Raw genomic sequence first — 13,423 nt, 5'->3', positions numbered from 1 at the left:
TGGCAAAATGAGTAAACTCTAACCACACGATGATTTATGTTAGCAAGACCCAAAAAGCAACGTCGAAGTGACGTAAACGAACGTATCAAAAAAATACACAATGCCATTGCCGACAAACTGATGTTGCAACCAGAACTATTCGAAGAAGTCGAAAAAACATTAGAAACCCGTTATCACAAAAAAATGATGCGCTATGGAAGCTACCTTCTTTGGAAAGGAATAATTGAGGCTCGCCATCAACCAGACGTATTTAAGGCGCTTCTTTTGGCTGACGATGAGCGTACAGCCAACTTAAGAAGAGAAACCATCTTCGTCGGTATTTTAAGTGAAGATGAACGTGCCGCCATTTTTGCAGGTTAACCAATTGCTAGCTTAGCTTCTGGGTATTTAATGCGGCTTATTCGAGGGCTGGCAATAAAATAAGCCAATGTTAAAGGCCCTAATCTACCCGCGTACATCAGTAAGATAATGATCCACTCACCACTGTTTGACAGCTCGCCAGTTAACCCTCTGGAAAGACCCACGGTCCCAAGAGCAGAAACCGCTTCGAAAACGATATCCAAAAAGTCAGCTTTTTCTGACATTAATAAAAGAAAAATAGCTATCCACGTAATACCTATGGAAATCATCGTAAGCGCTAGCGCTTTGCTGATAGTGTCATTTGAAATTGTTCTACCAAAAAGTCGTGGCGCAGCTCCCCGCTGAATATAGTTGTATGCGGCAATGATCAAAACGATGAAAGTCATCAGTTTTATACCGCTTGCGGTACTCATTGAGCCCCCGCCGATAAACATTAGCAACAACATTAATGCTGTTGTTGGATCTTCTAACGATGCTATATCCAGCGTATTAAAGCCGGCTGTTCTTGGAGTAACGGCTTGAAACCAAGATGCCCATAATGCGCTTTGAGTATCGAGGTTCGCCAAGGTTGCAGGATTATCACTTTCAATAACAAAGATAAGCAAAAAGGCGGTTACATTGACAATTAGCGTACCCAATATCATTGTCTTGGCATACACAGAGATACGTTGCCATCTGCGCTTTTTATGAAGCTCTATCCAAACGGAAAACCCGAGACCACCAATAATAAATAATGCAGAAATAGTGATGTTGATAACCGGGTCTCCCACATAGGCGGAAAGACTATCCCCACTAAGTGCAAATCCTGCGTTGTTGAACGCAGAGATGGTGTAAAAAAACGCGTGAAATAACGCTTCACTTACTCCTTTTTCCTGCATCCAGTAGGCCGACAGAATACAAAAACCCACTAACTCAACGAAGAAAGCAAAAATCAGTACCGACTTTGCTGTAGACACAAGCGTTGATAAATCTGTTTGATTAAACGCCTCCTTCACTGCCGATTGCTGCAAGAAACTGATTTTACTTCCTAAGGCAATGAGCGTGACGATGGCAAACGTCATCAACCCTAAGCCCCCCAGCTGAATTAAAACCGCAATCACCGCTTGTCCAGCAGTTGTAAAAACAGATCCGGTATCGACTACCACAAGACCCGTTACTGTCACCGCCGATGTGGAAGTAAATAGGCTTTGGATCCACGAGATGGGCTCATGAGTCATCATTGGTAATTTTAGGATTACGGTGCCTAAGAAAATCACCGCCACAAAGCTTAGGGAGAGAATAAGAGGCGGCCCTACCTGAATTTTATTGATACCTTTAGGCGAGCGCTCTATAGGTCTATAGCCAGGATCCCATCTGTTCATTGTGCTAGCCTGGGCGCTATTTTAACAAGGTTCTCTCTATGGCCGCAGAGAATAACGGTATCTTTCGAAGTAACTTCAAAGTCTAACGATGGATTATGATGTAGCTGGTGACCTCGCTTAACTAACAAACAAGAGACCTGCCCCTTACCGACGGACAGCACGTCTTTTAAGCGCTGTGAAGAAAAGTGATCAGACAAAATGACATCAACGATATAAACGCCGTGTCCTATACCCAAGTAGTCATTCACCATTGGGTAGTTAAGCGCTTGCGCCACCCTTGCTCCCATCTCTTCTTCAGGGTGGATAATTTTCGATACACCCAGCTTGGATAAAATAGCGTGGTGAGCAGAGCTATTAGCTTTCACCCAAATATTGGCTACGCCCAAGTTATTTAATGCCAACGTACACAGTAAGCTAGCTTGCATATCCTCGCCAATAGCAACAAGCACGGCTTCACTCTGACACAAGTTTAATTCCTTGAGCGCACGCTCATCACTGGCGTCACACACAACGCACTGCGTAAACTCACCTGCATACTGTTCAACCAGCTTTTCACTTTGGTCAATTCCTGTAACGGTGTGTCCCATATGAATTAACTCTAAACTGGCCGTTAAGCCAAACTTGCCAAGCCCAATTACACTAAAGTGCGACATTAATTAGCCTCCGGTTTATCAACCGCTATTCGGTAGCCTTGTTTAGGCATTGTCTCTATTAAATCTTTCTCGAACGGATCTATCTTCTTTCTAAGCTGTCTTACAAGAACGCGGATGTAGTGGGTGTCTTCACTGTGATGTAGACCCCATATTCTTCTTAACAATTCCTGCTGACTAATAAACGCCCCAGGCTGTTTTGTAAGCTCGTCAAGAAGCTGAACTTCTTTTGGGGCCAGCGCGATAACTTCGCCTTCAACGAGCAGCCGTCGCTCGGTAATATCCAATGCTATCTTGCCAATCTGTCGTGTGGGCGTTGTGGGCTCAACCACAGGATTGAAGTCTCTAAGCAGTACTTTCACTCGGGTGACAAGCTCTCTGATCCCAAAAGGCTTGCTAACATAGTCATTGGCACCCCGGGACAACAGGTCGACCTTGTCTAACTCCTGATCTCTTGCAGACAATACGAGCACTGGCAGGCGACTGGATTCTCTAATGCGTTTAAGTACTTCACTCCCCTCACCATCAGGTAACCCTAAATCGAGTATGACAAGGTCAGGACGATGCTGATTAAACAATGAGAAGGCTTCTCGAACCGAAGCAGCTTCAACACAAAGGTAGCCTTCTACACCTAGCGCAATGCTCAGCATCTGACGAATATTCGCATCATCTTCAACAAGTAGAATGGTGTGGCTCATTGCGCTAACCCCTTCTTGGAATTGTAATACTGACGAGAAGGCCTGGTGTGGTATTCGACAGCTTGATAGCACCACCATGGGCGTGAACTATGCCTGCTGCTACGCTTAGCCCTAAGCCAATGCCGCCTTTTCCGCTATCGCTGCGACGACTGGTTTGAAAAAGCTGTATTGGCGCTTGAAGCTGTTCATCGCTGATCCCTTCGCCTTTATCGGCTATTTGAAACTTAAACTCTCCATCAGAGTGGCTAACCACCAGCAATACACTGTCATCGCTGAATTTAAGGGCATTATCAATTACGTTAAATAAAGCTTGTTCAAACAGTGATTCAGACACGGTTATACCGTGACTGTCACTGTTGTTGCTCACTTTTAGTCGACCACTGTTAATACGACTTTCAAGGTTAGCTAAAAAGGCAGTCAGGTTTACATGGGTTAAATTTAGCGCTAACGCGTTATGCTCAATTCGTGTGGCTTGAAGCAGGTTCTCAACGTAAACATAAAGGCGTTTACCTTCATCGTGAACCCCTTTTAACAGTGCCTGTCTCTCAATGTCATCAAGCTTGTCTTGATATGTCATATAGGTTTCAACAGAACCGATAATGGTAGAGAGCGGCGTACGCAAATCGTGTGACACAGATCGCAGGACACTAGATTGTGTTTTAACAACCTGTAGTGCATGTTGTTGAGAATTGACGTAGACAGCAAGCTCGCTAATGAGGATGGCTACAATGATGAAAACGACAAAATTTATGCTGTCTTCAACTTCTGCAATTTGAAATGAGTGCAAAGGCTCGGTGAAAAAATAATTAAAGCTCAGTGCTCCGGCTACCCCTGCAAGCAAGCCGTAAAACCTTGAGGTCGTTAACGCCACAATGGCACACGCAAGCTGTAGAATGAGCAGAATACCGCCAAGCGGCAGTAACCAGTTGCTAAGTGCTAAACACCCTAAAATAGCCGCAGCCATAATAAAAAGCGTATAGAAACCGTGTTTAAATTGGGTCATAGGTCAATCGTGTTTACTTCAACACAATGAGCATATCAACCTAACCTCAAATATACGCGTAAAATTTAGGTAAAAAAAACGGCATCTCACTGATGCCGTTTTTCTAAATTGCCAATGCGATAATGGATGCTATGAGCATTACACATTACGCATTACGCATTACGCATTACGCATTACGCATTACGCATTACGCAGATGATCAGCCACCAAGAATGCCATTTCAAGCACTTGGTCTGCATTTAAACGCGGGTCACATTGCGTTTTGTAGGCCTGCGCTAAATCTTCATCGCTAATTTTATAAGCACCACCCGTACACTCAGTTACGTGCTGACCTGTCATTTCAAGGTGAATACCACCAGCGTGAGTACCTTCCGCTTCATGAGCTTGGAAGAACTGTTTAATTTCTTTCAAAATCGCATCGAAATTACGGGTTTTGTAACCGCTAGATGCCGAGAACGTGTTGCCGTGCATCGGGTCAGAGCTCCACACTACGTGTCTACCTTCAGCTTTCACTTTACGTAACAAGCGGGGCAGATTGTCGGCTAAATTATCGGCACCCATGCGCGTAATCAGGGTCAAGCGTCCTGGGTCGTTTAGCGGGTTAAGCGCATCAATTAAACGAATAAGCTCGTCTTCCTGCATACTTGGCCCTACTTTCACACCAATTGGGTTGTGAATGCCACGGAAAAACTCAACGTGTGCGTGGTCTAGTTGACGCGTACGCTCGCCAATCCACACCATATGTGCAGAACAGTCGTAAGGCTTACCGGTAAGGGTATCGATACGCGTTAGCGCCTGCTCGTAGTTCAACAGCAATGCTTCATGCGACGTAAACAGCGAAGTCTCATGCAGTGTAGAACTGGTTTGTGCATTAATGCCAATAACATCCATAAACTCAAGGGTGTCTTGAATACGGTTAGCCATATCCGAATAACGCTCTTTAAGCGGGTTATTTTCAACAAACGCCATGTTCCAGCGGTTGACTTCGTGAAGGTCGGCCAAACCGCCTTGTGCGAACGCGCGAAGTAGATTCAACGTTGACGCACTGCGATGGTAGGCTTCCAACAAACGATCAGGGTCTGGTCGGCGCGCCGCTTCGGTGAATTCAAAGTTATTGATGATATCGCCGCGATAGCTTGGCAAGGTGACGCCGTCGCGAGTTTCGAAATCTGATGAACGCGGCTTGGCGTACTGGCCTGCCATACGGGCAACCTTGGTTACCGGGCAACGACCAGCAAAGGTAAGCACAATTGCCATTTGAAGAATAACTTTAAAGGTATCGCGAATTTTAGGTGCGTTAAATTCATCAAACGACTCCGCGCAGTCACCACCTTGCAAAAGAAAGCCTTTACCCAAGCTCACTTCACCTAACTGACGTCTAAGTTCACGGGCTTCAGCAGCGAATACCAGTGGCGGATAAGAACTCAATGTTTGCTCTACTTCTTTTAAACGTACTTTGTCGTCGTACTCTGGTTGCTGAAGAATAGGTTTACTTCTCCAACTGTCAACTTGCCAATTACTCAACGGTGTTCTCCTGAATAAAAAACGTAGGGCAAACGTTTTACTGAAAAAAAATATTGAAGCTCTACGCTTCGAATAAAAAAGACTGTAACGCGCTTTAAGATGGATCCGTAGCGCTTTTTTATAATCAGCCTAATGTGAAAATGTGAATCTAAAAAAATGCTGGAGGCACTTTACCACATTTATTCTAGGGAAATAGGTGCGCAAACTTGAATTTCTAGAAAGTTATCGTGCTTGCTTATAGCAAAATGGCATTCAAACACACTTTCTAAGTTTGTTTGCGTGGCCACCTCTTGTGGCTTGCCGAACGCCACCATGCGACCTTTTTGCATAAGCCATAAACTATCGCAATAGTTGGCACTAAGCGCGATATCGTGAGACGTCATAAGTAGGGTATTCCCTTTATCGCAAAGGAATTTTACCAAACTAGCCAGTGCATATTGATGCCTTATATCAAGCCCTTGTAGGGGCTCGTCTAAAAACGCTATACCCTCTCCACGCTCTAGTTGCGGCCAAATTTGCAAAAGCGAACGACAAATTTCTACTCGCTGACGCTCACCGCCAGAAAGCTGAGTGAGAATTTTGTTTAAGAAACGCGACACTTCAAGGGCTTTCTCTAAAACCGGAGGAATTAGTTCATCTTGCTGTGCTGTTGCATAAAAGCTTAGGTACTCTTTTACCGTCAAGTGAAAACCACTTTCGCTTTGTTGCGCTAATAAGGTGCGCACACTCGCAAGTGTTGCCAGCGACCAATCGTTCATTGGTTTACCTAGCAGCATGACGGTGCCCTTCTCAGCGTCAATAAGGCCCGCAAGGGTAAGCAACAGTGTTGATTTCCCTGCTCCATTTGGCCCTATAATGTGAACGCACTCGCCTTTTTTTGCACGTAGACCTTCCACCCAAAGTCTTGATGCAACTTTTACATTCTGTAAGCTTAAAACGGTATGATTATCTGCTAGGTTATGGCTATTCGCTGAGCAATTGCTATCAGCATCGTCATCTTTGCCACTAACATTTTGCCTTGGGTTAGCGTTGATGGAGTCTTGCTCATCAACATTTTTTTGTTGATTGCTACAAGTATCAGGGCGTTGCTGGGTACTAAAATTTTTTGTCGTCATTTCATATCCCCCTCCACTACCCTTTTATTTGACCTTTAGCTAATGCCCAAATTAATAATGGACCGCCTAACGTAGCCGTTACCATAGACACCGGAAGCGTAATGGCACGGGTCATTTCGGAGCTTAACGCAACCAGCATCAACAGGCTTGCACCACTTAATGCACTTAACGGCAACAAATAGCGATTATTATGCCCGATGATCAAACGTAAGATATGCGGTACTAATAAGCCAACAAAAGCAATAGAGCCTGCCATAGACACCGCAGTACCTACAGCAATAGCGCAGACAATGAGTGCGCGCTCAGTGAGTTTCTCCACATCCACACCACTACTTTTTGCTGCAAGTTCACCGGCATAGAGCTTGTTTAAATCGCCAGCGAAATAAAGCTGAAATGCGACAGCAACAGCGATTAACGGGCCACCAACCGACAAAATTAACCAGTTAGTTTGGTACAAACTACCCATTAACCAGAAAGTAAGATTGCGAAGGGCATTTGCGTCACTGAACATGTAGAGCCACGCTATAACGGCGCCGCTAAGAGTAGATATGGCAATGCCTGCAAGAATAACAGCCGTAGAGGAGCCTAGTAGTTTTCTTGCTAAGCGGTAGATGATAAATGTAGATAACAACGCACCGACAAAACACCCCAACGGCAATAAATAGTGCAGATAAGCTGTAGCCCATTGTGGGGTTAGCAGTAGCAAAAGCGCAGCAACCAAGCTTGCGCCACTTGTGATGCCAATAATTCCCGGGTCTGCTAAGGGATTACGCAGCACCACCTGCAAGGTAGCGCCACTTATAGACAGTGCCGCTCCTACTAAACACGCAGTAAGAATAAGCGGTATTTGAAGCTGAACGATAATATGCTGTTTTAGATCAGCGGCCGTATCGGAAAGCCCTGTCACGCTAACAATACCTACCACACCTATGACCAGTGACAAAAGTACTGTTATTACAACCAAAGTGACGGCGGTGCGTTTAGTTCCTGTCATTGTCAATATGGATTCTCAACGTGGGCTTTCGAAATGGTTTATCAATATGACTTGCGTTTATTGTTGTTGGGTTTGCTTAATGTGCGCAATCAAACCGTCCGACGCTTCTTCGATAAGATCTAACACCAGCTCAAAGCCGCGCTTGCCGCCATAGTATGGGTCAGGTACTTCCTTATCTTCTGCGTTTGCAAAATCAAGAAACAGCTTAATTTTATCGTGGTACTGGCTTGGCGACATACCGTGTAAACTAGCTAGATTGCTGTTATCCATGGCAAGAATGAAGTCAAATCGTTCAAAATCGCTTTCATCAACACGTCGGCATTTCAGCCCTTTGAAACTGTAACCTCGCTCTACGCCAGCGGCTTGCGAACGCTTATCGGGCGGGTTACCAATGTGATAGCCGTGGGTTCCCGCTGAGTCGATTTCTATATTCAATCCGGCTTGTGCAGCCTTGTGTTTGAACACGGCTTCTGCGGTTGGAGAACGACAAATATTACCCAAACACACGAACAACACCGATGTAGATTGTTTCATTCAAAATCCTATTTCAAAACAGTGACGGAGCGTGACTAAACTTTATGCCTAGTTTCACGTATGATACGCCGTCAGAAAAATTGTGGAGTTAGTATGACCGCACATGTACTTATGCTAAGTAGCTCACGCCAAGGCGACGAGGCTTACTTAGAGCACGCTAGAGCGCTTATTTTTGCACACTTAGGGGAAATTCGCGACCTTCTATTTGTTCCTTACGCCGCCGTAACTCAAACGTACGATAGCTACGTGGACGCCGTTGCTACCGCCCTGCCAGAGTGCAAGGTTACTGGGCTACATACTGTTGAAGATCCGGTTGCCGCAGTAAATAATGCGAAGAAAAACGGCCAAGCCATTGTTGTAGGCGGTGGAAACACCTTTCACCTGCTTTCTACCCTTTATGCAAACGCGCTAATTGTGCCAATAAAGCACGCCATCGCCGATTGTACGCCTTATATTGGCTGGAGTGCGGGTTCGAATATTTGTGGTCAATCAATTAGAACCACTAACGACATGCCCATTATCGAGCCGCCGAGTTTTGATGCGCTAGATATCGTGCCGTTTCAGTTAAACCCGCACTACACCGATTATCAGCCGCCGGGCCACAATGGCGAAACCCGAGACCAACGTCTGGCAGAGTTCACCACGCTTAATCCAACCACACCAGTAGTTGCTATTCGCGAAGGCACAGCGCTGCGCCTTACTAATAATCAACTTAGCCTAGTGGGTGAAAAAGACGGCTTTATCTTTCTAGGTGAAGAAAAAACGCCAATCAGTTCAGGTGATGATTTAACTTATTTGCTTGATAGCGGCGAATAGCGCCTCATCGCTAGGCGCTACATGGTAGGGAATTTCTGCCAGTAGCGGCTCGGGTAACATGGCTTTAAGAGAATGAAGATTTTCTTGGTATCGCGTCATGTTACCTGTGATGTCGTTCGCAACCCATCCTTTAATGGTAAGTCCATCTGCACGAATTGCTTCTGCGGTTAATAGCGCATGATTTAAGCACCCCAAACGCATGCCTACAACTAAAATCACATCCATTTTGAGTGTTTTCACGACATCAGAAAGATAATAAGTGGGCGTATACTCATCACCTACCGTTAGCGGTAAACGCCACCCACCTGCACCTTCCATTAACAAAAGATCTGGTTGATAGGCGTGCAGTTCGTCAAGCCCTTTTGCAATCTCGTCAAACGTTAATGCAACACCTTCTTCAAGGGCAGCAATATGTGGTGCAATAGCCGGCTTTAGTGCAATTGGGTTTATTTGATGCAAAGGAAGTGTCTGTCCACTTTCTTCGTTGTTTTCATTTGCGCTTTTTAGCTCGTCATTGTCTGTTATTTTAATGGCTTTATCTGCGCGTATTTTGGAGCACGCTTTCTGAATATTTAGCGCATCTTCGTTTACCCACTCACCATCAACCTGTTCGCACCCGGCTGCAATAGGCTTGTAGCCGATGGCGCTTAACGAGGCTTTTTGCGCAGCTTGTAGTAGTTGGCAGGTAACATAGGTTTTACCTACTTCGGTGTCGGTACCGGTAATGAAATACTGCTTCATCGTTTTTCCAATCTAAAATGACTTACGCGGTAGGTAAGCGGTAGCTTACTTTTTACACCGCTCATATTGCTGTAAGCCATGGCTAATTTTTTAATATCCCGACGGGTTAGCGGCGGTTGTTTTCGGCCGGTCTCTCCTGCCCCCACCCCTTTCACAGAGCGCAATAGCGACATAATATCGTGGTGAGAATCGACATAATCTTTGGTAATCACCCGTTGCAAAGAGAGACCCGACTGCTTAAAGCCATTTACCCACTGTGCGGTAGTTGGCATATAGGTTTCGGCCTGTGGAAGCTGCGCCACTTTGCGCGCCGTTTTAAGTTCACTAAATGACCCCGCCACCATAATCGCCAGCTCGGCAAGACCACCGTTTTTAAGCACTCGCGCTATCTCATTGGCAACAAGCCCAGTATCACTGACCCACTGAAGCGCCATAGATGAAAAAACGGTTGAAAATTGGCTATCAGAGAAAGGCAAATCAACAGCACTACCCTGAATAAAAATGGGGTCAGAGTACATTTTTCTGGCCTGCGCTAACATGCCCTCGGCAATGTCTACGCCAGTTGCAGCTGCACCTTTATTTGCAAGCGTTTGGGTATGAATGCCAGTACCACAGCCAATATCAAGAGCCGTACCCTGTAGGTCTATCGGTAAGTTCGCTAATGCCTGCTTGGCAATAATGCGCTGAACACCCGCAATACTGTTGTACTGCACAGCCGCTTTTGAAAAACGTTGTGCAACGTCCTGCTCGTTAATTCCTGAAGCAGTATCATTGCGTTCAGCTTTTGCAGCGCCTTCAGCTGTAACATAGCCCTCAGTCTTAGCGCTCTTCTCTGCACTCAAATGTGCCGCAGCTTTGAAGGAGCTATCTGAAGGGGAAGCAGTATTAACTGTGAAAGTCCCTTTAGCGTAGGTCGCACTCTCGGATTCAAAAGATGTCTCGGACGAAAAAGCCCCGTTTGCCTTAAAAGCCGCCTGCGCCGCGTCACGCGACAGCTTACCGTCGAAGAGACTTCTCGATTCTGCCGACATAGCAGCTTTTACAGCGGGACTTAGTGACATCGTTACATCTCTTTTTTACTTACAGAGTCAGGAGCATTCACAGCGCTGTCTGATTCTTTTTCTACTGAAGTCTCACTTAACGCCGACTTATTAAGTGAAAGCTCTAGCGCATCAAGCAATACGTCAATATCTTGTGATGTATGATTTGACGTAAGCGTTATGCGCAGCCTATCTTGGTTTTTCGGTACAGTAGGCTGCCTGATAGCCGTTGCCCAAATGCCGCGCTGTTTTAGCCCCTCACTTAGTGCAATTGCACGTTCTGGGCTACCAACGATAATAGGCTGAATCGCGCTTTGTGATTGCCCCAAGGTGATTTCAATTGATGCGTCGCCTTTCTCGCTTGAATTGAGTGTCTGTCCAAAACGTTTTTGAAACGAGTCTCTGAAATAGGCGATATTGTTATGCAGAGTTTCGCGGCGGGCAGTATCACTGCCGATATGTGTAAGAGAGTACAACGTCGCGACCGCTTGTGCTGGTGGCATGGCAGTGGAATACACGTAGTGTTTAGAAAAATTCACCAGATAATCAATTAGGGTTTGGCTTCCCGCAATAAAGGCGCCGGCCGTGCCCACTGCTTTGCCAAATGTTCCCATAACAATAGGCGCTTGTTGCTGGCTTAAGTTTAGTGCTTCTGCTGTGCCGAAGCCGTTTTCACCCAATACACCCATACCGTGTGCATCGTCTAACATGAACCATGCATTATATTTAGCGGCCAGTTCAGCGATACCTTCGCAAGGCGCTACGTCACCGTCCATACTAAACACACCTTCACTGGCAATCAGAATGTCTTGCTGGTTTGCATCAGAATTACCAACCGCATCGGGCACCTGGCTTTGACAAACGCTCGACAGCATGCTCTCTAAATGACTTAGATCGTTATGCTTGAAACGGCGAAGCTTGGCGCTATCAGATACACATTGCGCCCCCTCTAAAAACGAAGCGTGCATGAGCTTATCAGCAATTATGTGCCCTGCTCTCGCGCTTTTATTCGGGTGAGACATGTGAGGAAAAAGTGCCATGCACAGTGCCTGATTGGCCGCAAAGCCAGAGTTAAATAACAGCGCAGCTTCTCGGTTTAAACCATCTGCAATGTAGGCTTCTAGAGCCAAATGAGCCTGTGTGTGCCCTGTTACCAATGGCGATGCACCACTGCCACCACCAAATTGCGCTAACCCCTCAACCCAACTTTGCAACACACCCTCATGCTGGCGCATGCCTAGGTAGTCATTGCTTGAAAAGTTAAGATAGTGCTCACCGTTAATACAAATAATGTTGTCTTTTTCGTATTGTTGGCAGTGGCGCTGGCGCAGCAAGCCTTGCTCGGCACGCGCGCTCAGCGAATCGTCTAACCAGTGAAAGGCCATTACGCCTCCGTTAAATGCTGTTTCTTTGGCGCTACCTTAGGCTTGGTTGCATCAATAAACAAGTCGTTACTGTCGTCGGCTTGTTCTTGTTGCTGGGCAATTTCTTCTTCCAACACTTGTTGATGTGCTTCGTCTGAGTAATCCCTTGTACGCTCAGTATTAATACCAAGCTTTTTGAACAGCATAACATCTTCATGGGTATCTGGGTTTGACGTAGTTAACAGCTTGCAGCCATAGAAAATAGAATTCGCGCCTGCCATAAAACAAAGCGCCTGCATTTGTTCGTTCATCGCTTCGCGGCCTGCCGACAAGCGCACATGTGACTTGGGCATCATGATACGAGCCACGGCAATAGTGCGGATAAACTCAAAATAGTCCAGGTCTTCTACGCTATCGAGTGGCGTACCTTTTACTTTAACCAACATGTTAATAGGCACACTTTGAGGCTGCTCAGGAAGGTTAGCTAATTGCACTAACATACTAGCCCGATCGCTCACCGTTTCTCCCATGCCCACAATCCCCCCAGAGCAAACGTTCATGCCTGCAGCACGCACGTTCTCTAAGGTATTCAATCGGTCTTGGTAAGTACGGGTCGTGATAATATCGCCGTAGTATTCCGGAGAGGTATCAAGGTTGTGATTATAATAATCAAGGCCCGCTTGCTTTAATGCCACAGCTTGATCGCGGGTTAACATACCCAGCGTCATGCAGGTTTCTAAGCCTAAGCTTTTCACCTCTTCAACCATTTTCAAAATGTAAGGCATGTCTCTGTCGCGTGGGTTTCGCCAAGCAGCTCCCATACAAAAACGGGTTGAGCCTACTTGCTTTGCCTCTTTCGCACGCTGGATAACCTTTTCAATTTCTAGCAGGCGCTCTTTTTCTAGGCCCGTATCATAACGGGCACTTTGTGGACAGTACTTGCAGTCTTCAGGACATGCACCGGTTTTAATCGACAAAAGCGTGCTAACCTGCACTTCATTCGGATTAAAATGCTGTCTATGCACCACTTGGGCATTAAACAGTAAGTCGTTAAATGGCATGGCAAACAAAGCTTCGACTTCGGCTTTGGTCCAATCGTTTCGAATAGTTGTCGTTTGCGCAGAATGCGCACTAGCCAGCGTCATTGACTGTCCTTTACTAATTATTATTGCTGGCTTAGTCTATGCCCCAATATCAAGTTGTCAACTCTGACCAATTTCAAA

At 45.9% G+C, this 13,423-nt stretch carries 14 protein-coding genes; 2 read left to right on the top strand and 12 right to left on the bottom strand.

Annotated features, from left to right (window positions below):
* Positions 1 to 36: 36 nt before the first annotated feature.
* A complete protein-coding gene (locus tag BGK61_RS08580) occupies positions 37 to 360 on the top strand; it encodes a hypothetical protein (RefSeq protein ID WP_014997885.1) in 324 nt (107 codons plus the stop codon).
* On the opposite strand, the gene BGK61_RS08575 is transcribed toward BGK61_RS08580, so the two are convergent.
* From BGK61_RS08575 to BGK61_RS08540, 8 genes are all read right to left on the bottom strand, one after another.
* On the bottom strand, positions 357 to 1,721 hold the full coding sequence (locus tag BGK61_RS08575) for a TrkH family potassium uptake protein (RefSeq protein WP_014978808.1): 1,365 nt from the start codon (positions 1,719 to 1,721) through the stop codon (positions 357 to 359). The two genes, BGK61_RS08580 and BGK61_RS08575, sit on opposite strands and share 4 nt — an antisense overlap.
* The gene (locus tag BGK61_RS08570; protein WP_014997884.1) at positions 1,718 to 2,374 is read right to left on the bottom strand and encodes a potassium channel family protein; all 657 of its coding nucleotides are present in this window, start codon (positions 2,372 to 2,374) and stop codon (positions 1,718 to 1,720) included. Before BGK61_RS08570 ends, BGK61_RS08575 begins: the two co-directional genes overlap by 4 nt.
* Positions 2,374 to 3,069, bottom strand: a complete 696-nt coding sequence (locus BGK61_RS08565; RefSeq protein WP_076012615.1) for a response regulator transcription factor — start codon at positions 3,067 to 3,069, stop codon at positions 2,374 to 2,376. The genes BGK61_RS08570 and BGK61_RS08565 overlap by 1 nt, the downstream gene beginning before the upstream one ends.
* 4 nt (positions 3,070 to 3,073) lie before the next feature.
* Positions 3,074 to 4,072 (bottom strand): sensor histidine kinase, encoded by a 999-nt coding sequence (locus BGK61_RS08560; protein ID WP_014997882.1) that lies wholly within the window; start codon positions 4,070 to 4,072, stop codon positions 3,074 to 3,076.
* Positions 4,073 to 4,252: 180 nt separating this feature from the next.
* Positions 4,253 to 5,596: a class II 3-deoxy-7-phosphoheptulonate synthase gene (locus BGK61_RS08555; protein ID WP_014997881.1), complete on the bottom strand. Its 1,344-nt coding sequence runs from the start codon at positions 5,594 to 5,596 to the stop codon at positions 4,253 to 4,255.
* A gap of 179 nt (positions 5,597 to 5,775) precedes the next feature.
* The gene (locus BGK61_RS08550) at positions 5,776 to 6,711 is read right to left on the bottom strand and encodes an ABC transporter ATP-binding protein (RefSeq protein ID WP_014997880.1); all 936 of its coding nucleotides are present in this window, start codon (positions 6,709 to 6,711) and stop codon (positions 5,776 to 5,778) included.
* A 16-nt stretch (positions 6,712 to 6,727) separates the two neighbouring features.
* Positions 6,728 to 7,705, bottom strand: a complete 978-nt coding sequence (locus BGK61_RS08545) for a FecCD family ABC transporter permease (protein WP_044556768.1) — start codon at positions 7,703 to 7,705, stop codon at positions 6,728 to 6,730.
* Positions 7,706 to 7,762: 57 nt separating this feature from the next.
* Positions 7,763 to 8,239: a low molecular weight protein-tyrosine-phosphatase gene (locus BGK61_RS08540; RefSeq protein WP_014997878.1), complete on the bottom strand. Its 477-nt coding sequence runs from the start codon at positions 8,237 to 8,239 to the stop codon at positions 7,763 to 7,765.
* A 93-nt stretch (positions 8,240 to 8,332) separates the two neighbouring features.
* On the opposite strand from BGK61_RS08540, the gene pepE reads away from it, so the two are divergent.
* Positions 8,333 to 9,055, top strand: a complete 723-nt coding sequence (gene pepE, locus BGK61_RS08535) for a dipeptidase PepE (protein WP_014997877.1) — start codon at positions 8,333 to 8,335, stop codon at positions 9,053 to 9,055.
* Here pepE and bioD read toward each other — a convergent pair.
* The 4 genes from bioD to bioB are packed head-to-tail and all read right to left on the bottom strand — an operon-like array spanning position 9,026 to position 13,345.
* Positions 9,026 to 9,796, bottom strand: a complete 771-nt coding sequence (gene bioD / locus BGK61_RS08530) for a dethiobiotin synthase (RefSeq protein WP_076012847.1) — start codon at positions 9,794 to 9,796, stop codon at positions 9,026 to 9,028. The two genes, pepE and bioD, sit on opposite strands and share 30 nt — an antisense overlap.
* Positions 9,793 to 10,857 (bottom strand): methyltransferase domain-containing protein, encoded by a 1,065-nt coding sequence (locus tag BGK61_RS08525; RefSeq protein WP_076012848.1) that lies wholly within the window; start codon positions 10,855 to 10,857, stop codon positions 9,793 to 9,795. The genes bioD and BGK61_RS08525 overlap by 4 nt, the downstream gene beginning before the upstream one ends.
* A 2-nt stretch (positions 10,858 to 10,859) precedes the next feature.
* Positions 10,860 to 12,221 (bottom strand): aminotransferase class I/II-fold pyridoxal phosphate-dependent enzyme, encoded by a 1,362-nt coding sequence (locus BGK61_RS08520; protein WP_076026049.1) that lies wholly within the window; start codon positions 12,219 to 12,221, stop codon positions 10,860 to 10,862.
* The gene (gene bioB, locus BGK61_RS08515; RefSeq protein WP_014997873.1) at positions 12,221 to 13,345 is read right to left on the bottom strand and encodes a biotin synthase BioB; all 1,125 of its coding nucleotides are present in this window, start codon (positions 13,343 to 13,345) and stop codon (positions 12,221 to 12,223) included. The genes BGK61_RS08520 and bioB overlap by 1 nt, the downstream gene beginning before the upstream one ends.
* Between the last annotated feature and the right edge of the window lie 78 nt (positions 13,346 to 13,423).

The organism is Alteromonas abrolhosensis (assembly GCF_001953635.1).
In the GTDB taxonomy this organism is placed as follows: Bacteria; Pseudomonadota; Gammaproteobacteria; order Enterobacterales; family Alteromonadaceae; genus Alteromonas; species Alteromonas abrolhosensis.
Note: the sequence above shows the minus strand (reverse complement) of the source record. Positions and strands in the feature narration are given on the sequence as shown.